Genomic DNA, 24859 nt, shown 5'->3' with positions numbered 1-24859 from the left:
CGATTACACAAATCCCGCATCCTAAACAATTATCTTGATTAACTTTAAGTTCCATATAATCACCTAGTTTTTAATAGCGTCTAAAGCTTCATTCCAAGTTGCTGAGTTTGTAGGAGTGTGATCAATTTCGGTTCTTACTACTGTAATAGCTTCGTTAGGACATGCGTTAGCACATGCTTTACATTTAATACAGTAATCAGCATTAGCAATGACATGTTCCATTCTAGAACCAGGACCAGTTGATACAGGGAATGCTAAAGCATTACAACTACAAATATCTACACAAGCACCACAAGCTTGACATTTGTCTTGATCTACTTCGATAGTTCCTTCAAATGGTTTTTTGTGTTTTGCTGCATCGGTAGGACATACTCCTTCACACCATCCGCAGTATACACATGCATCAGAGTCGATTACAGAGTTTCCTGTAACTACTGCTTTAGCAGGATCTAAATCATATTCACCATAGGAACAAGCTCTACAAAGTGCTTTAATAGCATTAGTAGGACAAGATTTTTTACATACGAGACAGTATACACATTTGTCTTTGTCAATAACAATAGATTCTTTTCCAGTTTCACTATCAACAACAATAGCTTCTGCAGGACATAATTCTTGACATACACCACAGTAAATACAGTCATCTTCATTTACTTCGATTTCACCAGTTACTAAGTCTGCACGATTTGGCAATACTCTTTCAATGACGATTGCATCACGAGGACATGCAATTTCACATCTTTTACAGTAAATACATTCATCATCATCGATTTCTGAGAAAGCATTGTAGTGAGGATATGCTTCAATTTCACGGATTGGTACATCATTGATTGTTAATACTAATGCATCAACAGGACATAATCCGCTGCACATACCACATAATACACATTTGCTTTCATCGATGCTTATTCTTTGGATGTCAGGAGCTTCTTTGATGTTTTGACCTATTTTGTCGTGTCCACTGAAATAAGTTTCAAAACCAACACGAGCATCGAGAGCAATTGCATTTAATGTAATTGCTTCAACAGGACAAGTGGATTCACAGATTCCACATCCAAGACAAACATGATCGTTGAAAGACAAATTTCTTACTTCCTCCGCTGACCTTGTAATGTCAAAGTTGTTGTCTTTAACTTCTTTTAAATTTCTAATCATATTAAATCTCCAAAATTTTTATAGAATTAGTTGGGCACTCATCTTTACATAGCTGACAACCGCAACATTGTATGGAGTCTGCATGTGCCGTTAACGATTCTAATTTAATAGCTTTCATCGTACATGCATTTACACATAAGCCACAACCAATACAAGAATCTTCTATATTTACTTCGAAATTTCTTTCTTGGCAAATATTCACAATTTTCCGACTCTGTTCTGGTTCTGTGAAAATAACTTCAGTCATTTTAAGAAAATCACGCGGGCAAAGTTCCGTTATAGTTCTTGCAACATCGATTGAGTTCCAAGACAAGTTACTACCGTTCAAATAATGTGAGATAGTAGACCTGTCAACTCCCAGCTCATTTGCAATCGCTTGGTGACTTTCACCAGCATCTTTCAATTTGACTGCAGCCAAATATTTCAAACCAGATGCAATATGTTTTGGCATTTGAACCACCATGTGTAATGATTACACATATGTTTACTTATATAAATATATTTGCCTACTAGAATCAAAACACAATCTTTATATACTACTGTGGGAATACTACAACAAAAAAAATTAAATAATGGCTTAAAAAAGATATTTTAGTTTATAACAAATTAAAATATACTTAATAAGAAAAAATAAATGATTAAAATTAGTTATATTACATTTAAATATTACTTTTCGATGTTAAAAAATGTTTATATCGTATATTTTGTAATAAAAAATTATAAAATTGTATTAAAAAAACATGGAAAAACATAAAAAATAGCAAAATTTTTAGTTTTATCAAAAAAATGTGTAGTAACTACACATCATAAAAAAATATAGTATTATTAATGTAAAAATACAATATTAGAATAGGGGATTATGAAATGAAAATCGCATCTATTGTCGGGAAGAAAAATACCGGAAAAACATCACTGACCGTCAAGGTCATAAGTGAGTTGACAAAAAGAGGCTACAATGTTGCCTCCATAAAACATTCACACCACTCCATTGAAATGGACAAGGAAAATACCGATACCTGGAAACACAAACAGGCAGGGGCAAATCTTGTTGTGGGTGTAGGATCAACAACATTCTTTAATGCTAGAAAGGAACATGACCTGAACAGAATTTTATATTTGTTAAAACACTTCGATAACTTTGATTTTGTAATAATTGAAGGATTTAAAAGCTACAACTATCCCAAAATAATTACATCCCCTAACGTCAGAGACGAATACACCATTGCCGAGGTGGATTCATTTACAATAGATGAGGAAGGAGTTAGCGAACTGGCCGATCTAATTGAAGAAAGAGGTCATGATATAATTGATACATTATTTGCAAACAACTGTGGATTCAATAATGGTGAAGCCATTGCCAAAGAAATTAGAGAAGGCAATTTAAGTGTCAATGATTTAGATTACGTGCATAGTTACCTATCTGTCGATGAACATGTTGTTGGGCTTAACAGATTCGTAAGTGACTATTTAAAACAGACCATTATTGGCATCATAAACACATTAAACCTAGATGACTATGATGTTGAAAAAATAGGTAAAATTGAATTAGTCATCCCAAATAATTCAACATCACAAAAAAATGAAAATCACGAGTGTTCTGTTTTGATTAACAAAAAATCATTATATATTAATAAATTTACAAAAAATATCCTCTCAAATTCCATTAAAGCCATGATAAACTCAATTAAAACTGAAGATAATGTAAAATCAATATTTATTCAAATTTCTGATATTAATAATGGAACACTAGAAAAATCTAAAATAATTCTAAAAACCAATGCGCATGATGTCATGGTAAATGAATTTACATCAGGAATCATTAAAGAGACAATATATGCTATTATTAGCTCATTACATATAGATGAAGAAATCAACGAAATCGAAATCAGGGTGGAAGATTAACATGACAGATGAATTTATTAAAGACAACTATCAAAGACCCATCATTTCACTGAGAATCACAATAACAAATAGATGTAATGTAAACTGCCTATATTGCCACCATGACGGAATGGTATCCTCAAAACAGGAAATGACCGCAGATGAATTATATACAATCTGTAAAATTGCAAAAAATATCGGTGTTAAAAAAATTAGGATTTCCGGTGGTGAACCATTAATCAGAAAAGACATTGTCGAAATCGTTGAAAAAATCGGCAGCCTTGGTTTTAAAGATATTTCCATGACAACAAATGGAACTTATCTTGAAAAATATGCTCAAGGCCTAAAGGATGCGGGACTGGATAGAGTAAACGTCAGTCTAGACACATTAAATCGTGAAACATATGAATTCATTACCAAAAAGGATTACCTCGAATCTGCTAAAGCAGGAATTCTAAAAGCCGTTGAAGTTGGTCTATATCCTGTTAAAATCAACATGGTAATCATGAAAGACATCAATCAAAATGAAGTGAAGGATATGTTTAAATTCTGTAAAGAAAATAATATGGTGCTTCAGTTGATTGAACTTATTGAAAGTGAAAACTGTGATGATGACAAATTCAGTGCTGATTACCACTATAAGTTAGACATGATTGAAGAAAGGCTGGCTGATATAGCTGATGAGGTTTATGAACGTAAGTTTATGCAAGGACGTAAAAAATATTACATAGACGGTGGAGAAATCGAGGTAGTTAAGCCTGTTGATAACTCTACCTTTTGCGCAAATTGCTCCAGATTGAGGATAACTCCTGACGGTAAAATCAAACCATGTCTTTTAAGAAATGATAATTTAGTTGAATTAATTTCACATATTAGGAATGGTGAAAGTGATGAAAGACTAAAAGAAATTTTCCTGGATGGAATAAATAATCGTGAACCTTTTAATAAATAGGTTCTTTTATTTTTTAATTAAAAATATAACATTGTTAATTCAAGGTTTCAAAAAAAAAGAAAAAAGGTGTATAATATAGGAAAAATTCCCAATTATAACCATTTAGCTTTGGATACGTGGTCAGTAAATGGAAGTGGATCTTCACTACCCATACCTGGGATGTATCCGTAGATTTCTCTTACTTTGTTGTTTACGGTACTCCATACTTTAGCTACAGGGATTTCACATGGACATACTTCGGAACATTGACCACAGTTGGTACATGCGTCAACCATGTGTACTAAACGTGTTAAGTGGAAGAATGGAGCTGCAGGAGTGTATCCACCAGGTACCCATTCAGGACCTTCTGCTTCAAGACAGCAGTCTTCACAGAAACATAATGGACATGCTTCACGGCAACCGTAACATTTCATACATTTTGAGAATTCATCTTCGTATTGGTAGAATACGTCAATAATATCTCCGGTAGTTCCAGCGTAATCAACATCTTTTTTAGCTTGAGATTCTTTAAGCATGAAGTTGTTGATGTTTTCTCTGATTTTGATACCTTTTTCAATAGGTTCAGCGGTTTCGATTAAACCTGCTTCAATAACTTTGTCTAAGACATCTGCACCGGTTTCTGAGAATACTTCTACGAAAGTAGCTTTACCAGCTAATTCGCCGATAACTCCCCAGTTACCTAATGCTAAGTCAGCGTTGGAAGGGATTTTGAGATTACATCTTTGACAGTTTTCTCTTCTACCCATACCTTGTTCTTCTAATTCATCAATTTTGAAACCTTTTTCCCCGTCTGCGGTTTCCATGATGAGTTTACCTTTAGCAATTTCTTCTTTGATAACGTCTTTAGGATCTAATTCGTATACATCTCTAATCATGTTCATGGTTGGAACAGGTGACATGGTTCCACCACAGTTTACACCAATCATAATTACGTTATCTTCGATGATTTTACCTTTTTTCATTAATTCTCTGATGGTCATTGCATCACATGGTTTACATGCAACAGCGAGTTTCATGTATCTTGCACCATCTAAGTATTTGGATACAAATTTAGCAATGTTTAAGGTACCACAGTGAATTGAACCAGCGGTTTTAATAACATCTGCAGGGTCAGTTATAAGAGTTGGTACACCATCATAGATATCGTGTCCTTGGGTTACACCTACAACACCGTCAACGATACCTTCTTCTAATAAGTATTTCATGATAGTAGTTACTACTCCACCGTATTCTCCTTTTTCTTTGATATCTTCAATAGCAGAGTATGCGTAGTACATATCGTTAATTTTTGCGCTCATTTAAATCTACTCCTCATTTATTTTCCTACTTGTACGGTAGTAGTTGACATGTTTTCTGCTTTAATTTCAGTGTCAGTACCATCTTTGTAGACTTCTCCTTTCATTTCTAATACTTCAGGGAGTTTTTCTACTTGAATAGCACAAGCTTTTAATTCAACCATTTTGGATTTAGGGTCGAAAGAATCGGAGTTGGTTAATACATTTGCAGCACATTCTACGAAGTGCATTGGAATGTTTACAATACCTTCTCTGATGTCATCAGTTACACGAGCAGGAATTGCGATTTCTCCTCTTCTAGAGAAAGCTCTTACAACTTCACCATTTATGATTCCTCTAGCTTCAGCATCTTTAGTGTTGATTTCGATGAATCCAGTTTTTACCTCATTGGATAAGGTTTCACATCTTCTGGTCATTGCTGCGTGGTAGTGGAACAATATTCTTGTAGTAGTTAATAATAATGGGTATTCTTCATCTACGGTTTCAACAGGTCCTTTGTGTTCTAATGCTTGGAAGACACCTAAACCATCAGGGTGTGCGAATTTTTCTTTGTGCATTAATGGTTGACATGGGTCGTCTTCGGAAGGACAAGGCCAGTGAAGTGCTTCTGGAGTGTCTAATCTTTTACGGTCCATACCTGCCATGATAGGTGCGCATTCTCTGATTTCGTTAAAGATGTCTTCAGAGGTTTCGTAGTGGAATAATTCTCTTGGTACGCCCATTCTTACAGCGATTTCTTCCATAATCTTCCAATCTAACCATGCGCCTTCAGGTGGTTCTTGAGCTTTGTGTAAGCATTGTACTCTTCTTTCACCACTGGTGAAGGTACCTTCTTGTTCACCCCAACCTGCTGCAGGAAGTACTACATCAGCACATTGTGCGGTATCAGTTAAGAAACATTCTTGTACAATTAACATGTCTAAGTTTGCGAGTGCTTCTTTGGTGTGTTGTACGTCTGCATCAGAGAGAACTGGGTCTTCCCCGTGGATGTATAATACTTTTAAGTCTCCAGCGTGAGCAGCATTCATCATTTCAACTAAGGTTAAACCAGGAGTGGTAGGTAAGTTTACTTCGTATCCGTATCCACTGTAGTAGTCGTTGAACCATGCAGTAGTTTCTGGGTCTTTAACTTTTCTGTAACCTACGTAATCGGAAGGTAATGCACCCATATCACAAGCACCTTGTACGTTGTTTTGTCCTCTTAATGGGTTTACACCAGTACCTTGTCTACCAATGTTACCGGTTAACATTGCAAGGTTTGCAGTGGACATAACGTTGTCTGCACCGTGGGAGTGTTCTGTAATACCTAAGGAGTATACGATAGCTGCTTTGTCAGCAGATGCGTATTCTACAGCTAAGTGTTCGATTACTTCAGGTTTGATACCAGTAATTTCAGAAGCCATATCTAAGGTGTATTTTTGAACGGTTTCTTTCATTTCTTCGAAACCTTTGGTTCTGTTTGCAATGAATTCGTCATCTTGTAAGTCTTTGTCGATGATTACTTTAATCATTGCGTTCATTAAAGCTACGTCAGTACCGGTTTCAAATTGTACATATTCGTCTGCAATTTTAGCAGTAGGAGTAAATCTTGGGTCTAATACAACTAATTTAGCACCGTTTTGTTTTGCTTGGATTAATTTACGTCCGAACAATGGGTGTGCTTCCATGTTGTTGGATCCGATACAGAATATGTAGTCTGCTTCTTTGATACTGTCAAATCCGTTGGTCATAGCACCGGATCCGAAAGTGTTAGCCAAACCTGCTACAGTAGGACCGTGACAGATACGTGCACAGTGGTCTACGTTTTGAGTTTGACAAGCTACTCTTGCTAATTTTTGAGTGATGTAAATGTTTTCGTTTGGTGAACGAGCACATGCGTAGAATCCAACTTTGTTTGGATCTTCGTCAGATACTTCTTTGAGTTTGTTAGCAACAAGGTCTAATGCTTCATCCCAAGAAGCTTCTCTGAATTCACCGTTTTCTTTTATTAAAGGAGTAGTTAATCTGTCTTCCCTATTAATAAACTGATATCCAAAGTTACCTTTTGGACATACTTTACCCTCATTTACAGGGTGTCTTTTTAAAGGTTCTACACCAACAATTTTGCCGTCTTTTACAACAAAGTTGAGTCCACAACCAGTACCACAGTACGGACAGATTGTTGGTACATATTTAATTTCAACCATTTTATAATCTCCAAAACATATTTGTTATTATTTAAATAATAATTTTAAAAAAGAAGCTTTTAAAAAGCTTCTTTAAAATTTTTGTTTTCTAATCTAATCTTTGAGGTAAGTGTACCAGTAGATACATGCTACAAAGATTGCTCCACCGATGATGTTACCGATAGTTACAGGAACTAAGTTATTAATGATGATAGTTCCCCAGTTTACACCTTCAGCACCTAAGAACATACCTAATGGTATGAAGAACATATTTGCAACACTGTGCTCAAATCCAATACATACAAACGCCATGATTGGGAACCAAATACCAACGATTTTACCGATGATATCGTCGGATGCGTTAGCTAACCATACAGCTAAACATACCAACCAGTTACAACCTATACCTCTAATCATTGCGGTTACGAAGTCTAATTTAACCTTAGCTTCGGATACTGCAATAGCTTTAGCAGCGATAGCGTTTGTTGGGTCAGCAGGAACAATTCCGCCCATGAAAGCAAGGACATAAGCAACGAATAAAGCACCTACAAAGTTGAAAATCCAACTGATTACCCAGTTTTTAGCGAGTCCGCCTACGGAAGCGGAACCATCTAATACACCGAGGGTCATGAACATTACGTTACCAGTAAATAGTTCAGATCCTGCGAGTACTACGATAATCAAACCTACAGGGAACACTGCACCGAATACGAATTTTTCTAAACCTATTGGCGCACCTGCTTTTAACATACCTGCACTTGCAACTACTGCTAATAATCCACCAAATGCAATGTAAGCTCCTGCTAAGAAGGAGAGTAATATTACATTGACAATATTAGCAGAGTCTTTTGCGCCAGCAGTACCGGAAATTGCTTTTGCGGTATCAACTGGACTTTTAAAAGATGAACTCATATTATCAACCTCTTATTCCCTTTTTTATTAATTTTTTATAATACTAATGAAATCCCTGTATAAAACAGTCCAAAGTATTATGAAATTATATTTATTTTTTATATATAAAAAGGCTTTCTTATCAATCTCCAAAAGAAATATTTAAATAGGATAATCAAGTTATATAATATGTAATGATAAATCATTATTAATTAACTATCACATCGAAAATGTTTCTTTTTTTTAGATTTAAATTGTTATTATTCTATTTAATATAATATTTCTAATTTAAACATAAATTTTAATAAAAAAATGTTGCATATAATGTAAAACTAAATTACATACTATTTAAATAATTTTAAAAAAACCGAATATAATCAATTTACATATCAAATATTTAAATATTTGGAAAATAATCTTTACATCAAAAAAATAAAAAATAGTAAAAAAAATAAATCGATATAAACTTAAACTGTAAATCGAATTAAAAATCTTTAATTAACCCGAAACCATCACTAATTCGCCAGTAGTCGGATCTTCATAAACTTTACCTATTTCGTTGTAACCACTCTCTTCAATTCCACCTGCATCTGTGTAATTTTGTGAAAAGTATCTGCAGTGGAAACATCCTGAGTTGTGGATTTTGCATCTTCCAACATATCGGGATTTACGGACAATGCCAAAATTGCAAAAATTAAAAATCCCAAAACCAACACAAGCATTGCATCGGAAAGGTTATTAAGTCCTCCCATAGGATCGTCATCAACCGAATCGGATATTCTTCTTCTTTTTCTAAGCATACACTCACTTCCAGTTATTTATTGTCTCCAATTCCGCCTCAGCAAGTGTTTCGACTGTTATCAAATCTGATTCATACCATTGTTTTCTGAATTTGGAAATCAAATCGCTGGCCAAAGCCTTTCTTGCATCCAGCCCGATGTCATGATTGTTTGCAATTCTAGTTAGAATATTCTTTTGAAAATCAAACAAATTACTTTTTTCAACATTTTCTTTCATTTGAGAAACATTGTTGGAAAATGAAATATTGCGGACCAACTCCTCCAATTCTTTTGATTTGATTGGTTTTCTTGAATTGAACCTCTCCGACCTGTAGAGGTCGGAGTATTCTTTCACATTTAAGATAAATTCATTGATTATTCCACCGAAAGCCAAAAGAACAATAATAATTGAAACTACCAATAGCTATGAATTCTTCATAACTGCCCTCCTGTGAACCATACCAACCTCCAACAACAGGATAATTGGCATATTGACTCGGAACATATTTCAATTCATCATCAGTCCAGTGGAAATTGACCGCCTTTACCTTATCCAGAGCAATCATATACAACACAGTAGTCATTGGAGGGCTTGTAGCAACAACATTATCAACAGAAGCAGGAACTGTTACAGTTTTAGCCACCATATCGGTAATATTTTTAGATCCTTCTGTCTGAACACTGGAAGGAGTTAAAAACAAATGAGTTGCAATGCCTGCCACGACCAAAATAATTAATATCAACAATAATTTTACTTTTCTTATTCATGACAACCACAACATAATTTTACAATGAATATCTTTTTTTATAACATTTTAAATAATTTATTAAAAAATCAAATGATTAAAAATTAGTTAAAATAAAATTAACAAATTAAATTATCATAAATATTAAAAAAAATCATTATAATTTAGTTTAATAATAATATAAACAAATTATATTAAAATTTTCTATCATCCATATTCTATTAAGGAATATCGAAACCTTATTTAAAATTAATATAGATATATATTATATCAGAGGAGAAAGTATGAAAGTCGAAGAAATTGATGCTATAAATTATAAAAATGGTAAGGCTGAAAATGCAAAAGAGCAAGTTGTACTGGATGAAACAATCACATTAACAATAAACAACGAAATCAGCCGAAGCCTGTCTGCAATAGAGGACTCCCTTGAAGAATTTACCGTAGGATATCTTTTTAATGAAAATATGGTAAAATCAATGGATGACATTAAAAAAATAGAAGTAAACGGCGTGCAAATCAATGCCGAAATTGATGATACTCTTTTAAAAACAAATGAAACCGTATTATGCTCAGATTCTGCAGGAGGTTGGAGAAGCAAAATCAAACATGTCAATCCTGTCGAATCCGATTTTCAGGTCAATGTAAACGAGCTGATAGATAGAATTGAAGAACTGAAGGATAACGCCGAAATCTGGCAGGCAACAGGAGGAACACATGTAGCTGGAATCGTATACGAAGACCAATTTATCGTAAAAGAAGACGTCAGCCGCCATGTGGCTGTCGATAAAGTCATCGGATATGGGCTACTGCACAACTTCGATTTGTCAAAATCCTATGTAATCTATAGCGGCAGGATGCCTGCAGACATGGTCATCAAAATGACACGGGCAGGAGTTCCAATCCTGGCATCAAATGCAGCACCGGCCAATTCAGGCTACAATATTGCAAAAAAAGGAAATATCACATTGGTTGGATTTTTAAGAGGCCAACGCTGTAATATATATAATAATCAAAATAGAGTAATTTTTGACTGAATTACTCCAAAACAGTGTGTCTGGCTTTCAAATCGCTTTCAGTCTGTTGCATTTTCTCCATCAGTTCTGATACGATTGCATCCAAAAATACCAAAGTGGTCAGCTCAAATGCTGTACCGAGCGGGGTTAAGGATGTATAATTACCATGAATTTGACGTTTCATATAATTTTCATCGTCAACTTCTTTTTTTGTTCTGCCCTTAACGAGAAGGTAACTGTCAGCCAACTGTCCGAGAGTGGATTCGGGATAGGAAGTAACGGCTAAAACTTTAGAACCTCTTGCTTTAGCTATACGTGCTGCAGAAACTATGGTATTGGTTTCACCTGAACCTGAAATGGCTATAATACAGTCATCTTTGTAAATAGCTGGAGAGATTGTCTCCCCTACAACATAGGAACTCAAACCCAAATGCATCAACCTCATGGCAAACGCTTTTGCTGCAAGACCGGACCTCCCCGCACCAGTCACAAATACGTTATTTGCACCTATGATGATATTTTCAAATTCATCTATTGTCTTTTCATCTAAAAATTCCTCAGCACTTACGATATTGTCCAATATAGCTTTAATAGAAGTTTTCATTATTTCCATTTTATCTTAATCCCAAAATAGTTATAATTATATTTGATTTAATCTTTATATATAATTAATGAAATTGCAAAGCAGAGGATTAATAAGCCTAGATATAAATGGTAACATCTTTGACTATAAGTTATACCAAAGTCTGGAATCCTTATCCAGAACAAGGTCCCAAAGACAATCCGCTAAAGAACTGAACATTTCACATACGGTTTTCAACAGAAGAATACTTAAAGCAGAAGCCAAACTGGGATTTAAGATTTCCCAAAAAGTGGGAAACGGCACCTCACTTACACGTGAAGGTCTTCAATTGCTTGAGGAATATCAAAAATATCTGGTGAAAATCGAAAAAACAAACAACATCACCATTGCCGGAGGACACATCAGTTCCGGACTCCTTGAAACAATCAGACACCCATTCAGTACAAATGTCTACAGCAGCAGCGACAAGGATGCGTTTGAACTGGCAAAAAGAGGTGCAGTCGACATATTGACTTTGGATGATCCTTTGATAGCATATGAACGGGACATTGACTTTACCCCAATTGCATATGACCATCTCGTTTTGATTTCAAGTCCCAACTCAAATGAAATTGAAAGCATCAATGATTTGAACAGCCTTGATTTCGTTAATGTTACCGGTTCGGCCCAAAGGCTTGCCTGGAACACATTGAAGCATTATGATATAGATTACAATATAAAATATAAGGTCAGCTCACAGTTTGATGCGTTCAAACTTGTCAGAAATTCCGAAAATCTGAACTGTTTTTTAAATGCAAGTTATTTTAAAGGAAATGAGCTTTTAAGATTTGATACCAGACATGTAATCAGTTTGGTTAAAGTAAACGAAGATAAAAGCGAAGTTGATGAATTCATTGACTATCTGTTAAATGAAGGCCAGCAAGAGATAATTAAGCAGGGTTTTGAACCATTGTAAATATTACTCTCCAAATGCTCTCGGAAAAAATGAAACTATCATTAAGATATATATTAACATTACGCAACTGTGACATTGCACAACTGTGTCAATATGTATTTTCAAAACATTAAATAACAATGAAACACAATATAAAATTGAATATTAAAAAGGCGATATTATGGTTAAAAACAGAGATTTATTAGCAATCGGCCATTCTGCTCATGATTATATTATTAGAGTGCCTGAATTTCCAAAAGCAAACTTTTCAGCACCAATTACAAAAATGAAAACCTTTAATGGTGGAGCGGCGGCCAATGTGGCATGTGTTGGAGCCAAATTAGGACTGAAAACTTCATTGGTTTCAGCCGTTGGCGGTGACTTTAAAAAAACAGAATACTTTGAACATATGCAAAATTTAGGCATTGACACCGATTCACTCATTATCGTTCCGGGTGAGGCCACACCTACCGCATTTGTCCTAACCGACGATAATGATGACCAAATCAGTTATTTCTATTGGGGTGCAGCACGTGAATTTGCAGAAAGCAAAGTTCCGACAAATGCAATTAAAAATGTTGAAGCGATTCATTTGGCAACCGGAGACCCTGATTTTAACTGGAAATGTTCAGAAGAGGCAAAGGGTGAGGACTTGCTTGTATCATTCGACCCCGGCCAGGACCTTGGAATGTATGAAACCAAAAAGTTAAGGGATGTTTTGCAAAACACTACAATTCTTTTTGGAAACCATCATGAAATTGAAAGAATACTGACTGCTTTGGAAGTTGACTTGGATGGTCTTAGAGAATTGGGACCTAAGATAATTGTTAAAACCTGCGGTTCCAACGGCAGTGAAATATATTCCAATGAAGATAAAATCAAAATCGATGCAATCAAAACCGATGTTGTTGATCCGACCGGAGCAGGTGACTCCTATAGAGCCGGATTCCTATCAAGATTCCTGAATGGTGAGTCCCTTGAGGAATCCGCCAAGTTCGCATCAACAGTATCATCATTCATCATTGAACATCAAGGATGTCAAACAAACATGCCTAGCTTTGATGATGCATTTGAGAGAATGAATAGATTTTACTGAATCTATTCCCTTTTTTTAATTTTTAAAGTAAACTTTATTTTTATCAATATGTCTTTAATTTTGTTATAACAAACTAAAAATTACTATTTTTTAAAAAACAATTTACTTATATCAATAAAGTTTGAATTAGAATAAATCCAATTAATTTAAATACTATTAAATAAAAATAAGTGATTATCAAACTAACATGAGAATATTATAAAATAAAATTGGCTGTTTTAATTCTTATTGAGGGATGTATATGACACAAATTAGTGATGCAAAAAAAGGTATTTTAACCGATGAGATGAAACATGTAGCTAAAATAGAAAATGTTTCAGAAGATTTTATTTTAAAATCAGTAGCAAACGGAACTATCGTAATTCCAGGTAATGTTCACAGAGATATCGAAGCAGCAGGTATTGGTGCAGGATTAAGAACAAAAGTTAATGCAACCGTAGGTACCTCAACCGATATTGTCAACTTTGACGAAGAAGTCAAAAAAGCACAGATTGCAATTGACCACGGTGCAGACTGTTTGATGGAATTGAGTATTGGTGGGGACTTGGATGTTATCAGAAGAAGAGTATTGGACATGTCTCCTTTACCAGTGGGTTCAGTACCTGTTTACCAGGCCGCTATCGAAAGTATCAGAAGAGACGGTTCTGTAATTTACATGACTGAAGATGATTTGTTCAACACCATCGAAAAACAGGCAAAAGATGGTATTGACTTTATGGCAATCCACAGTAGTATCAACATTGAAACCTTAACCAGGCTTAAAAGACAGGGTCGTGTAACCGGCCTTGTGTCTAGGGGAGGTTCATTCATGTCCGGATGGATTGTTGAAAATGAAAAAGAAAATCCGTTATATGAAAACTTCGATTACGTATTGGAAATTGCAAAAGAACACGATGTTGTTCTTTCCCTTGCAAACGGTATGAGAGCTGGATCTATTGCCGATTCAACTGACAGGGCACAAATACAAGAATTGATCATTTTAGGAGAATTGATTGACAGATCCCGTGAAGCCGGAGTACAATGTATGATTGAAGGACCAGGACACATTCCAATCAATGAAATTCCAACAAATGTAATGATTCAAAAGAAAATGTGTTCAAATGCTCCGTTCTACATGTTAGGACCTATTGTATGTGATGTAGCACCAGGTTATGACCACATAGTATCTGCAATCGGTGCAGCATCTTCCGCAAAAGCCGGAGCTGACTTCATCTGTTACGTAACTCCTGCAGAACACTTGGCTCTCCCTGACCCTGATGATGTAAGGGAAGGTGTAATCGCCACCAAAATCGGAGCTTATGCTGGAGACTTAGCAACCGGCCAAATTGACGGTTCACAAGACCTTGCAATGGCTGAAGCTCGTAAAAAACTTGATTGGGAAGCACAATATGAATGTGCAATGTTCCCTGAAGCTGCACGTGCAAAAAGAGATCAAAGACCTCCTGAAGAAGAAGACACATGTACAATGTGCGGTAACTACTGTGCAGTGAAAATCGTTAACGAATGGTTGGACCAATCCGATTCTGACCTAATTAAATAGATAGATTCTATCTATTTAACTTCTTTTTTTAATTTTTAACCTATACATTAACATTTAATACATTCCATATAATCACCAAAGATTTCCTTGATGCAATCGATAAGATTATGGACAATATTTCAAATTAAACTAATCTTTTTATATCAATAGCAACAAAAATAATTGCATACTTATTTTATGATAATTTTTTTATTAAATAATGGTGAGAACAGATGACACATTGGATAGAAAACATAGCTAATGAATTAAGTAAAATGGATGTAGAAGAACATATCATTGCAAGTGGAACCTCAATATCAGGTTCAATACACATTGGAAACTCTTGCGACATATTTGTAGCTAACGGAATTGGAAAGAAATTAAGAGAAAAAGGAAAAAAAGCTAAAACAATATGGATTGCAGATGACCACGACCCTTTAAGAAAAGTTCCATATCCATTGCCAGAATCTTACGATAAATACTTAGGAATGCCATATTCAATGATTCCATGTCCTGACGGATGCTGTGCTAACTTTGTAGAACACTTCGAAAAACCTTTACTTTCAGTAATGGACGACTATGGAATTGAAATGGAAACCAAATCCGGTTTTGAAATGTATAAATCCGGAATTTATAACGATTATATAAGAACTTCACTTGAAAAAGTTGAAGAAATAAAGGAAATCTTCAACCAGTACAGAAGAGAGCCTTTGGCTGATGATTGGTTGCCTTACAACCCTATCTGTGATGAGTGTGGTAGGGTAAATACCACTCAGGCTTATGACTACGACGGAGACATCATCAAATACAGATGTGAATGCGGTCATGAAGGTGAAATGGACATAAAATCCGGAAACGGTAAGCTAACCTGGAGAGTTGAATGGGCGGCAAGATGGAAAATATTCGGAACTACCTGCGAACCGTTCGGAAAAGACCACGCAGCAAGTGGAGGATCATACGACGTAAGTAGCGTAATATCCGAAAAGATATTTGACTATCCAGCACCTTATCCAGTACCATACGAATGGATTACCCTTGACGGAGAAGCAATGAGTAAATCCCATGGAGTATTCTTTGCTCCTGACGAATGGCTGAAAATCGGACCTGCTGAAAGTCTCCATTACTACTTATTTAGATCAAAACCTATGAAAGCAAAAGATTTCTCACCAAAAATGCCTTTCTTAGACTTTATTGATCAATTTGATACTGTTGAAAAAGTATTCTATGGAGAAGAAGAAGCTCCATCAGAAAAAGAAGCAAGAAAATTCAAGGAAATCTATGAAATCGTCCAAATCAATGAGGGAAGTCCGCTACCGTTCAGACCTCCATTCAGATTCCTGGTCAATGCCTACCAGATTGCAGGAGATGATTTGGAAAAAATCTTTGAAATCCTAAAGAAAAACTCACAATTAACCAAAAGCTTTAAAGACAAGGACTTTGGTGATTTAACAGACCTGGAACTTGCACAATACAGGGAAAGAGTTGACAACGTAATCTACTGGTTGGATACCTATGCTCCTAAATTTGTGAAATTCCAGGTTCAAACAAAAAGCGTTCCTAAATTGCCATTGACCGATGAACAAACCAAGTTCCTATCTGATTTGGCTGACCTGATGGAAAACACTGAATTCAGTGATGCTACTGCACTTCACGATGCAATGTATGAAATTCTAGAAGCTCAAGGTCTAAAACCACAAAAAGGATTCCAAGCTATCTACAAAATGATTCTTGGTCAAAAACAAGGCCCTAGAGCAGCATCATTCCTGTTAAGCTTAGATAAGGACTTTGTTGTAAAAAGATTAAGACAAGAAGCTTAATCTTTTATCTTTTCTTTTTTTAAATTAAACTTTTAAACTCTTTAGCCATCCAAAAACCGTCAATGAATTCATAATCCAGTTTTTTGAATACATCAATCAGGATATCCTCTTCACTCTCAAAGCTAACCAGAATCCGACTGAATTCATAATCAATGGCTATTTTTTCAAGCTGTCTAATTAATTTATAAGCTATCCTGTCCCTATCGTCATAGGAATTTAAAAATAAAGTTGTAATTTCTGCTGAATTGGCATCATATACCTTGAAACTTGTGCAACCAACTGTTTTTCCAAAATTCATCAAAAGCAAAACTACCTGCGGTTCTGTTATCATACATCCAAAGGAATCGCAAAATTGGATAAACCTTTCATCTCTTTCATCAGTTACTACAATTTCCATCATTTAACCTCCGTAGTATTGCCTACCTTGGCAAGCTCCTCATCCCAAATTTCAGAATTGTTGCATGTAAACTTTAAAAACAAATCTCTGCATCTCAAATCATTTAAAACGACCACTTCAACATCATTGCATTTAAGCAGGTTTTCTGCTCCCATCAATGTAGTATTTTCTCCAATAACTACACGGGGAATGTTATACAATATCACAGCTCCGGAACACATCGGACATGGTGATAAAGTAGTATATAACGTGCACTTAATGTAATCATCATAGTTCAGACGGCCAGCATTTTCGATTGCATCCATTTCAGCATGCAATACAACGGAATTATCCTGAATCAATCTGTTGTGGCCTCTGGATATGATTTTGCCATCCTTAACCAAAACCGCACCGATTGGAAGACCGCCTTCGCCTAAAGATTTTTCCGCTTCTTTAATAGCCTCATCAATAAAATAAGCATCATCTGTCATGTTAAAAAAAAGAATAGATTAGATGAATTAAATCATCTATTTGAATCTATTGAATAATCCTTTGCTGGATTGTTTTTCCAATTCCTCTTCAAGCTTTTTAATAGTGCTGTTTAAATCACTGATTTTACTTTTGGATTCATTGGACAATTTGTCATAGCTGCTTTCTTTAAGTTTGAGTTGAGTTCTAAGTGAGGATATCTCTTCTTTGTATCCTTCAATTTCCTTTTTGTTTTGAGCATCAACTTCCTCTTTGTAGTTGCCCACTTCAATGAGTTCCGCTCTAAGTTTGTCAACTTCTTCAGAAAGCTCTATGTTTTCTTTTCTTGCACTGGCTAATTTTTCTTTAGCATCTTCAATTTCAGCTGATAACTGTTTGTTTTCATTTTTAACATCATCAACATTAACAGCTGCCAATTTTTCCTTATAACTATTAATTTCAGATTCGTATTCTTCTTTAATAGTACTTAGTTCGGCTTCCAATTTGTCTGCCCTTACCTTATTTACAGCACCTTCAGCACCGAGTTTTCCTATTTTATTACTTAAATCTGCATTAATATCAAGTTGATCGAAATATTTTCTAGTGGATTTTTCCAATGCATCAGTCAGTTCAACTTTAAGGCCGTTTAATTCGGCGTTTTCCTTTTTGAGTTTAGGAATGATTTTATTTGTTAAGTAATTAAGCTCACTTGACTGATTAGATAATTTTTCATCTTTTTCCTTGAGTTTCCTTTTCAAGTCATCAACCTGTGAATTTTGTTTTTTGGCAGGTTTTTCTTTAGGAACTTCCTCTACAGGTTTTTCCTCAACCTCTTCAGGAACGTCATCCACAACTTCTTCCTCAACCTCTTCAGCAGGCTCTTCAGGAACTTCCTCTACAGGTTCCTCTTCGACAACCTCTTCTACAGGTTTTTCAGGAACTTCTTCTACAACAGGCTCAGAAACAACTTCCTCTACAGGAGTTTCAGCAGCTTCTTTAGCCTCTTTTTTTCTATTTTTAATTTTATCCAAATCTAATTTCACTTTTTGCCCAATCATGGCATTAATAGGTTTTTCATCAGACATTAAAATCACCAAAATAGCAATAATAATTTAAAAATTCAACAACTATATACAATAATAAAGTTTTAGTCAACAACATATTTAACTATTTTTAAAAGTGACTTTGCGCACTTGCAAATATTATTAATATCATGAAAATCAATAGTTATATACTGAATTAATTTTGTAACTTATGGCGATACCATGGATTATTTTGATAGATTAGAAGCAGAAACCCATCACCTATACGAAATAGCTAATGAAGCTAGATCAAAAGGGTTGGATGTTGAAACAGAAACAGAAGTGCCACTTGCAAAGGATTTAGCCGAAAGAGTAGAAGGGCTTGTTGGTCCAGAAGGTGTTGCACTAAGGATTAAGGAATTGGAAAAGGATATGGATAGGGAATCCGTTGCATTTGAGATTGCAGCTGAAATTGCATCCGGCAAATTTGAACTGACCGGCGAAAAGGCGGATTACGATGAAGAACAGAGATGTGACCAGGGTCTTAGAACCGCATTGGCGATTTTAACAGAAGGTGTTGTAGCAGCACCGCTTGAAGGAATTTCTGCGGTTAAAATTAAGGATAACTTTGATGGTACAAAATACATTGGAGTTTATTTTGCAGGACCTATCAGAAGTGCGGGAGGTACCGCAGCTGCATTGGCCGTTCTTTTGGGAGATAAAATCAGACAGGCAATCAACATCGACAGATTCAAACCTATCGACGATGAAATTGAAAGATATGTGGAAGAAGTAGAGCTTTACGAATCCGAAGTTACAAACCTGCAATACTCACCAACACCAGAAGAAGTGAGATTTGCCGCAAACAACATTCCAGTAGAGGTTTCAGGAGAACAGACAGACCAGGTTGAAGTGTCCCACAGGGATTTGGAACGTGTTGAAACAAACAACATCCGTGGTGGAGCGCTGCTTGCGATGGTTGAAGGAGTAATCCAGAAATCCAAAAAGATTCACAAAATATCCAAAAAATTAAATCTTGACTGGGAATGGCTCAGCGAATACTCCAAGCCTAAAGAGGATTCCAAAAGCGAGGACAGTGGCGACAGCGATGTTGTAAGCGAACCTAAATACATTCAGGATATCATTGGAGGAAGACCTATCCTGGGATATCCTTCCGAAAAGGGAGGCTTCAGGCTAAGGTATGGACGGTCAAGAAATACAGGACTTGCTACCATGGGAGTTCATCCTGCAACAATGGCATTGCTTGAATTTTTAGCCGTCGGAACACAGCTTAAAATCGAATATCCCGGTAAGGGAAACTGTGTAGTTCCTGTCGATTCCATTGAAGGACCTACAGTCAAACTTAAAAACGGGGATGTATTGATACTTGACAGCGTTAAAAAGGCACGTGAAGTTAAAAAAGACGTTGTTGAAATACTGTTTTTGGGAGATATGCTTGTTGCATTTGGAGAATTTTTAAGAAACAACCAGCCTTTATACCCTTCAGGATGGTGTGAAGAATGGTGGATTCAGCTGCTGATGCACAGCGAAAAATTCGACGAAAACACAAGTGATCTGGATTTGCACAAACTGGAATATGAATACCTACCTTCCATTGAGGCTTTCAAGCTGTCCAAAGAGTACGAAATACCTCTGCATCCGAAATATACCTACTGCTACAATGACGTGACAATTGACGATTTAAATTCACTGATTGATTTGATAATATCATGCAAATCAAGCTATAAGCCTGATGAAGGAATAAAATTGGATATGTCCTATCCGAAAAGAGTTCTCGAAATCATCGGAGTGCCTCATACCGTCAGGGACGGCAAAATCATCATTGACAAGGATCACTCCTATGCATTGCTTGTTACCTTATCAAACAAATTGCCTGAAAAGGAAACAACAATTGAAGCCGTTAATGAAGTTTCACCTGTTGAAATCAAAAACAAGGCTCCGGCATACATCGGAACCCGTGTAGGAAGGCCTGAAAAATCCAAGGAAAGACTGATGAAGCCTGCACCTCATGGACTGTTTCCTATTGGAAACAACGGAGGTTCAAGAAGGTTGATTGCAACAGCCGCCAAGAAAGGCAGCATCAAGGTAGACATTGCAAGAAGGAAATGTACAAATCCAGAATGTGGAATCAGTTCCAACAATTCCCTTTGCCCTAAATGTGGAAGTCCTACCGAAATCAGTCCACACAGCCAAAAGAGCATACCTTTAGCGTCAATGCTTAAAAAGGCATCCGACAATGTGAAAGTAAGAAGGGTTGATGAGGTAAAAGGTGTTGTAGGTATGATTTCCGAATCAAAATTGGCGGAACCTCTTGAAAAAGGAATACTCAGGTCCAAAAATGAAGTGTTCACATTCAAGGACGGAACAATACGCCACGATTCAACCGATTTGCCGCTTACACACTTCATACCGAAAGAAATTGGTGTCAGTGTCGAAAAGCTCCTTGAAATGGGTTATGAAAAGGACTGTTATGGAAATCCTATTGAAAATGAGGACCAAATTATTGAACTTAGGGTTCAGGACATTGTAATTTCAGACAACTGTGGAGAATACCTGCTTAGAACAGCACAGTTCATTGATGATGAGCTTACAAGATTCTACGGCATGGAGCCGTTCTACAACGTTAAGGAAAAAAGCGATTTGATTGGACATCTGGTGGCAGGTCTTGCGCCGCACACCTCTGCAGGAGTGCTTGGAAGAATTGTAGGATTTACAAAGGCACTGGGCTGTTATGCACATCCTTATTTCCACTCCGCAAAACGTAGAAACTGTGACAGTGACGAAGATGCGGTCATGCTTCTGTTGGATGCATTGATGAACTTCTCAAAATCATACTTACCAAATACCAGGGGAGGAAGTATGGATGCTCCTTTGGTTTTATCCTCAAGAATAGACCCTGAAGAGATAGACGACGAATCCCATAACCTGGATATCTTTGAAAGATTCCCTGTTGAATTTTATGAGGAAACATATACTCCTCACAAACCTGCCGAGGTTCTGGAATACATCGACAATGTGGAAATGCATTTGGGAACCCCTGAGCAGTATGAAGGACTGATGTTTTCCCACCATACTTCAAATATTCATGCAGGGCCGACAATCTGTCTTTATAAAACATTGCCGTCAATGAAAGAAAAGGTGGATGCCCAGATTGCTCTTGCAGAAAAAATCAGGGCTGTCGACCAAAGGGGAGTTGTTGAAAAAGTTCTCTCATCCCACTTTTTACCGGACATAATGGGAAATTCAAGGGCCTTTTCCAAACAGAAGGTAAGATGTACCAAGTGTGGTGCAAAATACAGAAGAATGCCTCTTACCGGAAAATGTACATGCGGAGGAAATCTGATTCTCTCCGTTTCAAAAGGATCAGTTACCAAGTATCTTGAAATTTCACAGGAACTTATTAACAAATATCCGATTTCCCCATACCTAAGGCAGCGTCTGGAGATTCAGGAGTTCGGTATCAAATCACTGTTTGAAAGTGACAAATCCAAACAGAGTTCCCTGGACATATTCTTCTGAATATTACTCTTCAAATGCTCTAGGACTTTTTGTTTTAAATATAAAAAACATAGTAAATTTCAGAGTATATAAATAATGTTCGAATCAAGACGAACAATTTATATACCAAAAAATCCCAAGTATTAATTGTAAGTTGTTCGTGTAAATACGAACGATAATTATACAAGTGCAAACATATAGTAATTACAACTGAGAGTACTCTCTCGTTTACTTATTATACTTATTCAAAAACGTAGGAAAAATGGTGTGAAAAATATGGAAAAAATCTCAGAATTAGGAAATAATTTAAATGAGACCGTTAAAATTAACGTAGAAAAAAATAACGGTATCAAAGAAAGATTTAGCTATGAAAAGCTAGTCAAATCATTAGTAATGGTAGAAACCCCATTCTTTGAATCTGATAAAATCGTAGCTACTGTAGTATCTCAATTATACGATGGAATTAAAACCAAAGAAATCAAAAAAATCGTATACGAATGCCTTGAAGACATCGATCCTGAAATCGCAAACAAATACCTGGCAAGTACACAATTGAAAGTACGTACCTCAAGAGATACCATTGAAGCATTTGATTTATCAAAAATCGCTAACACCCTTATTGAAGAAACCGGTGCTAGCCAAGAAACTGCTTTTGAAATTGCTACCGAAACCTGGAAAGAACTCAAAAAATTAAATGTAGAATACTTGACCGCTCCAATGATTAGGGAAATGGTTAACACCAAACTTATCGAATACGGTCTCGAAGACTTAAGAAGCCGTTACACACGTTTAGGTATTCCGGTATACAACATTACCTCCTTAATTGAAAACGGTAACAGGGACAACGCAAACATGATTCACAACCCTGAAAGTATCCACAAACATGTAGCAGACGAAGCATTAAAACAATATGCACTTTTAAAAATGTTACCTGCACACTTAGCTGATGCACACATGTCTGGTGACATTCACATTCACGATTTGGAATTCTTCGCTGGAAGACCTTTAAACTGTATGCAACATGATATCAGAACATTCATCAAATATGGTCTTAAAGTAGATGGTACAGGTGACCACACCTCCATTGCAGGTGCACCAAACCACATGGAAACTTTAATGAACCACACCGGTGAAATCATGCTTGCAGCACAACAGAACATGTCCGGTGGACAGGGAATGTCCTTATGGAACGTGTTTGTTGCACCATTTGCAAGAGGAAGAAGTTATGATGAAATCAAACAATCCGTGCAAATGCTCGTTTACAACCTAAACATGGCATATGCTGCAAGAGGATCCCAAGTACCATTCACAAGTATGGCATTGGAATTCGGTGTTCCTGATTTCTTAAAAGATGAAACCGCTTACGGACCAAAAGGTAAAGTCGTTGGAACTTATGCAGACTATGAAGAAGAAACCAGATTAATCCAAAGAGCATTCACTGAAACTTTACTTGACGGAGACAACGAAGGTAAACCTCATTTATTCCCAAATACTATTTACACCCTCCGTAAAGAAACCATGACAAGTGAATACGAAGATGACATCCGTTTAGTACACGAATTATCTGCAAAATACGGTTCCTCATACTTTGTAAACATGTTCCCTAAATACAGAGGAAAAATGGCAAACTACATGGGTTGCAGAACCTGTTTACAAGACACCTGGACCGGAGACTGGGATCAAGACTGTTTAAGAACCGGTAACCTTGCATACGTAACCTTAAACTTCCCAAGAATCGGATACCAATCCAAAGACGAATCCCAAGTGTTCGAATACTTGGATGAATACATGGATTTAGCAGTTGAAACCTTAATGCTTAGAAGAGAACAAGGATTAAAATGTTTAAACGATTTCCACATTTTACCATTCTTAAAACAACAAGTAGCTGAAGATTCATACTACAGAATCCAAAACTCAACCTTGTCCTTTGGTTTTGTTGGACTTAACGAAATGTTATTATCCTTATTCGGCGAAGGTATTGAAAATCCTGATGCTAACAAATTCGGTATCAAATGTCTCGAATACGTTAATCAAAGAGCTGAACAATTGAAAGATGAAACCGGCCTTAGATGGTCTGTTTTACAAACCCCTGCAGAATCCACTGCATACAGGTTTGCAACTCTTGACAAAAAACAATTCGGAGACGAAGTTATTGTACAAGGTGACGGAAATGCTAACTACTACACAAACTCCTCACACGTACCAGTAGATACCAACGCTTCTTTAATTGAAAAAATCAAAATTGAAGAGCAATATCACAGCTTAACTCCTGGTGGACACATCTTCCATGCATTCATGGGAGAATCATACTCAGATCCAGATTCATTAATGAGCTTAACCAATAAAATAGCCAGAAAATCTGACATCGGATTTTGGGCTTACAGCTCAGCTTTAAGTTTCTGTCTTAAATGTAAAACTTTAATGAAAGGGTTAAATAATACATGCCCTACCTGTGGTGAAAGCGAAGATGTAGAATGGTATGATAGGATTACCGGATACGTTCAACAAGTTGGACGTGCAAAATCTGCATCCGGAGGCTGGAACCCAGGTAAACGTCAAGAATTAATTGACAGAAGAAGATTTGAAGATAACTAAACAGTTATCTTCTTCACACCATTTTTTTTAAAACCGAAACCATCATATAATAT

General features: G+C 36.2%; 20 protein-coding genes and 1 pseudogene. 9 read left to right on the top strand and 12 right to left on the bottom strand.

Translation table 11 applies throughout. The features are described from left to right. Positions 1-63: 63 nt before the first annotated feature. Positions 64-1155 (bottom strand): tungsten-dependent formylmethanofuran dehydrogenase subunit FwdF, encoded by a 1092-nt coding sequence (gene fwdF, locus Q0W04_RS04330; RefSeq protein ID WP_298500777.1) that lies wholly within the window; start codon positions 1153-1155, stop codon positions 64-66. Position 1156: 1 nt separating this feature from the next. Then, positions 1157-1618 (bottom strand): 4Fe-4S binding protein, encoded by a 462-nt coding sequence (locus tag Q0W04_RS04325; protein WP_298500775.1) that lies wholly within the window; start codon positions 1616-1618, stop codon positions 1157-1159. Positions 1619-2019: 401 nt separating this feature from the next. Between Q0W04_RS04325 and mobB the strand changes: the two genes are divergently transcribed. Together mobB and moaA are read left to right on the top strand one after the other, a co-directional pair. Next, on the top strand, positions 2020-3057 hold the full coding sequence (gene mobB, locus Q0W04_RS04320) for a molybdopterin-guanine dinucleotide biosynthesis protein B (RefSeq protein WP_298500773.1): 1038 nt from the start codon (positions 2020-2022) through the stop codon (positions 3055-3057). A 1-nt stretch (position 3058) separates the two neighbouring features. Beyond that, a complete protein-coding gene (moaA, locus tag Q0W04_RS04315) occupies positions 3059-3988 on the top strand; it encodes a GTP 3',8-cyclase MoaA (RefSeq protein WP_298500770.1) in 930 nt (309 codons plus the stop codon). A gap of 92 nt (positions 3989-4080) precedes the next feature. Here moaA and Q0W04_RS04310 read toward each other — a convergent pair whose 3' ends face one another. From Q0W04_RS04310 to Q0W04_RS04285, 6 genes and pseudogenes are all read right to left on the bottom strand, one after another. Continuing rightward, complete coding sequence (locus Q0W04_RS04310; RefSeq protein ID WP_298500768.1) at positions 4081-5286, bottom strand: Coenzyme F420 hydrogenase/dehydrogenase, beta subunit C-terminal domain; 1206 nt, start codon at positions 5284-5286, stop codon at positions 4081-4083. A 113-nt stretch (positions 5287-5399) separates the two neighbouring features. Further along, a pseudogene (fdhF, locus tag Q0W04_RS04305) lies at positions 5400-7469 on the bottom strand (formate dehydrogenase subunit alpha); the annotation flags it as partial. Positions 7470-7562: 93 nt separating this feature from the next. After that, complete coding sequence (locus tag Q0W04_RS04300; protein WP_298500766.1) at positions 7563-8360, bottom strand: formate/nitrite transporter family protein; 798 nt, start codon at positions 8358-8360, stop codon at positions 7563-7565. A 530-nt stretch (positions 8361-8890) separates the two neighbouring features. Then, a complete protein-coding gene (locus Q0W04_RS04295) occupies positions 8891-9139 on the bottom strand; it encodes a DUF2149 domain-containing protein (protein ID WP_298500764.1) in 249 nt (82 codons plus the stop codon). 4 nt (positions 9140-9143) lie between these two features. Next, entirely contained in the window at positions 9144-9539 is a 396-nt protein-coding gene (locus Q0W04_RS04290; RefSeq protein ID WP_298500762.1) for a hypothetical protein, read from the bottom strand. After that, the gene (locus tag Q0W04_RS04285; protein WP_298500760.1) at positions 9487-9864 is read right to left on the bottom strand and encodes a hypothetical protein; all 378 of its coding nucleotides are present in this window, start codon (positions 9862-9864) and stop codon (positions 9487-9489) included. The genes Q0W04_RS04290 and Q0W04_RS04285 overlap by 53 nt, the downstream gene beginning before the upstream one ends. A gap of 284 nt (positions 9865-10148) precedes the next feature. Here Q0W04_RS04285 and fdhD point away from each other — a divergent pair, with 284 nt between their 5' ends. After that, positions 10149-10898 (top strand): formate dehydrogenase accessory sulfurtransferase FdhD, encoded by a 750-nt coding sequence (gene fdhD / locus Q0W04_RS04280; RefSeq protein ID WP_298500758.1) that lies wholly within the window; start codon positions 10149-10151, stop codon positions 10896-10898. Position 10899: 1 nt separating this feature from the next. Here the strand turns inward: fdhD and hxlB are convergent, their stop codons facing one another. Continuing rightward, the gene (gene hxlB / locus Q0W04_RS04275; protein WP_298500756.1) at positions 10900-11490 is read right to left on the bottom strand and encodes a 6-phospho-3-hexuloisomerase; all 591 of its coding nucleotides are present in this window, start codon (positions 11488-11490) and stop codon (positions 10900-10902) included. A gap of 58 nt (positions 11491-11548) precedes the next feature. Here hxlB and Q0W04_RS04270 point away from each other — a divergent pair, with 58 nt between their 5' ends. The 4 genes from Q0W04_RS04270 to lysS all read left to right on the top strand — a co-directional run bounded on the left by Q0W04_RS04270 (position 11549) and on the right by lysS (position 16826). Further along, the gene (locus Q0W04_RS04270; RefSeq protein ID WP_298500754.1) at positions 11549-12415 is read left to right on the top strand and encodes a LysR family transcriptional regulator; all 867 of its coding nucleotides are present in this window, start codon (positions 11549-11551) and stop codon (positions 12413-12415) included. 160 nt (positions 12416-12575) lie between these two features. Further along, entirely contained in the window at positions 12576-13490 is a 915-nt protein-coding gene (locus Q0W04_RS04265; RefSeq protein WP_298500752.1) for a carbohydrate kinase family protein, read from the top strand. A gap of 241 nt (positions 13491-13731) precedes the next feature. Then, positions 13732-15030 carry a phosphomethylpyrimidine synthase gene (gene thiC / locus Q0W04_RS04260; RefSeq protein ID WP_298500750.1) on the top strand — a complete coding sequence of 433 codons (1299 nt, stop codon included), beginning with the start codon at positions 13732-13734 and terminating at the stop codon, positions 15028-15030. A 212-nt stretch (positions 15031-15242) separates the two neighbouring features. Further along, positions 15243-16826, top strand: a complete 1584-nt coding sequence (gene lysS, locus Q0W04_RS04255) for a lysine--tRNA ligase (RefSeq protein ID WP_298500748.1) — start codon at positions 15243-15245, stop codon at positions 16824-16826. Positions 16827-16845: 19 nt separating this feature from the next. Here lysS and Q0W04_RS04250 read toward each other — a convergent pair whose 3' ends face one another. The 3 genes from Q0W04_RS04250 to Q0W04_RS04240 are packed head-to-tail and all read right to left on the bottom strand — an operon-like array spanning position 16846 to position 18755. Then, a complete protein-coding gene (locus Q0W04_RS04250) occupies positions 16846-17226 on the bottom strand; it encodes a hypothetical protein (RefSeq protein ID WP_298500746.1) in 381 nt (126 codons plus the stop codon). Continuing rightward, the gene (locus tag Q0W04_RS04245) at positions 17223-17693 is read right to left on the bottom strand and encodes a nucleoside deaminase (RefSeq protein WP_298500744.1); all 471 of its coding nucleotides are present in this window, start codon (positions 17691-17693) and stop codon (positions 17223-17225) included. Before Q0W04_RS04245 ends, Q0W04_RS04250 begins: the two co-directional genes overlap by 4 nt. A gap of 36 nt (positions 17694-17729) precedes the next feature. Continuing rightward, a complete protein-coding gene (locus Q0W04_RS04240; protein ID WP_298500741.1) occupies positions 17730-18755 on the bottom strand; it encodes a hypothetical protein in 1026 nt (341 codons plus the stop codon). Positions 18756-18935: 180 nt separating this feature from the next. On the opposite strand from Q0W04_RS04240, the gene polC reads away from it, so the two are divergent. Both polC and nrdD read left to right on the top strand, forming a co-directional pair. Continuing rightward, positions 18936-22232: a DNA polymerase II large subunit gene (gene polC / locus Q0W04_RS04235; RefSeq protein ID WP_298500739.1), complete on the top strand. Its 3297-nt coding sequence runs from the start codon at positions 18936-18938 to the stop codon at positions 22230-22232. 255 nt (positions 22233-22487) lie between these two features. Then, complete coding sequence (gene nrdD / locus Q0W04_RS04230) at positions 22488-24806, top strand: anaerobic ribonucleoside-triphosphate reductase (protein ID WP_298500737.1); 2319 nt, start codon at positions 22488-22490, stop codon at positions 24804-24806. Positions 24807-24859 lie beyond the last annotated feature (53 nt).

This window comes from uncultured Methanobrevibacter sp. (assembly GCF_947170395.1).
In the GTDB taxonomy this organism is placed as follows: Archaea; Methanobacteriota; Methanobacteria; order Methanobacteriales; family Methanobacteriaceae; genus Methanocatella.
Note: the sequence above shows the minus strand (reverse complement) of the source record. Positions and strands in the feature narration are given on the sequence as shown.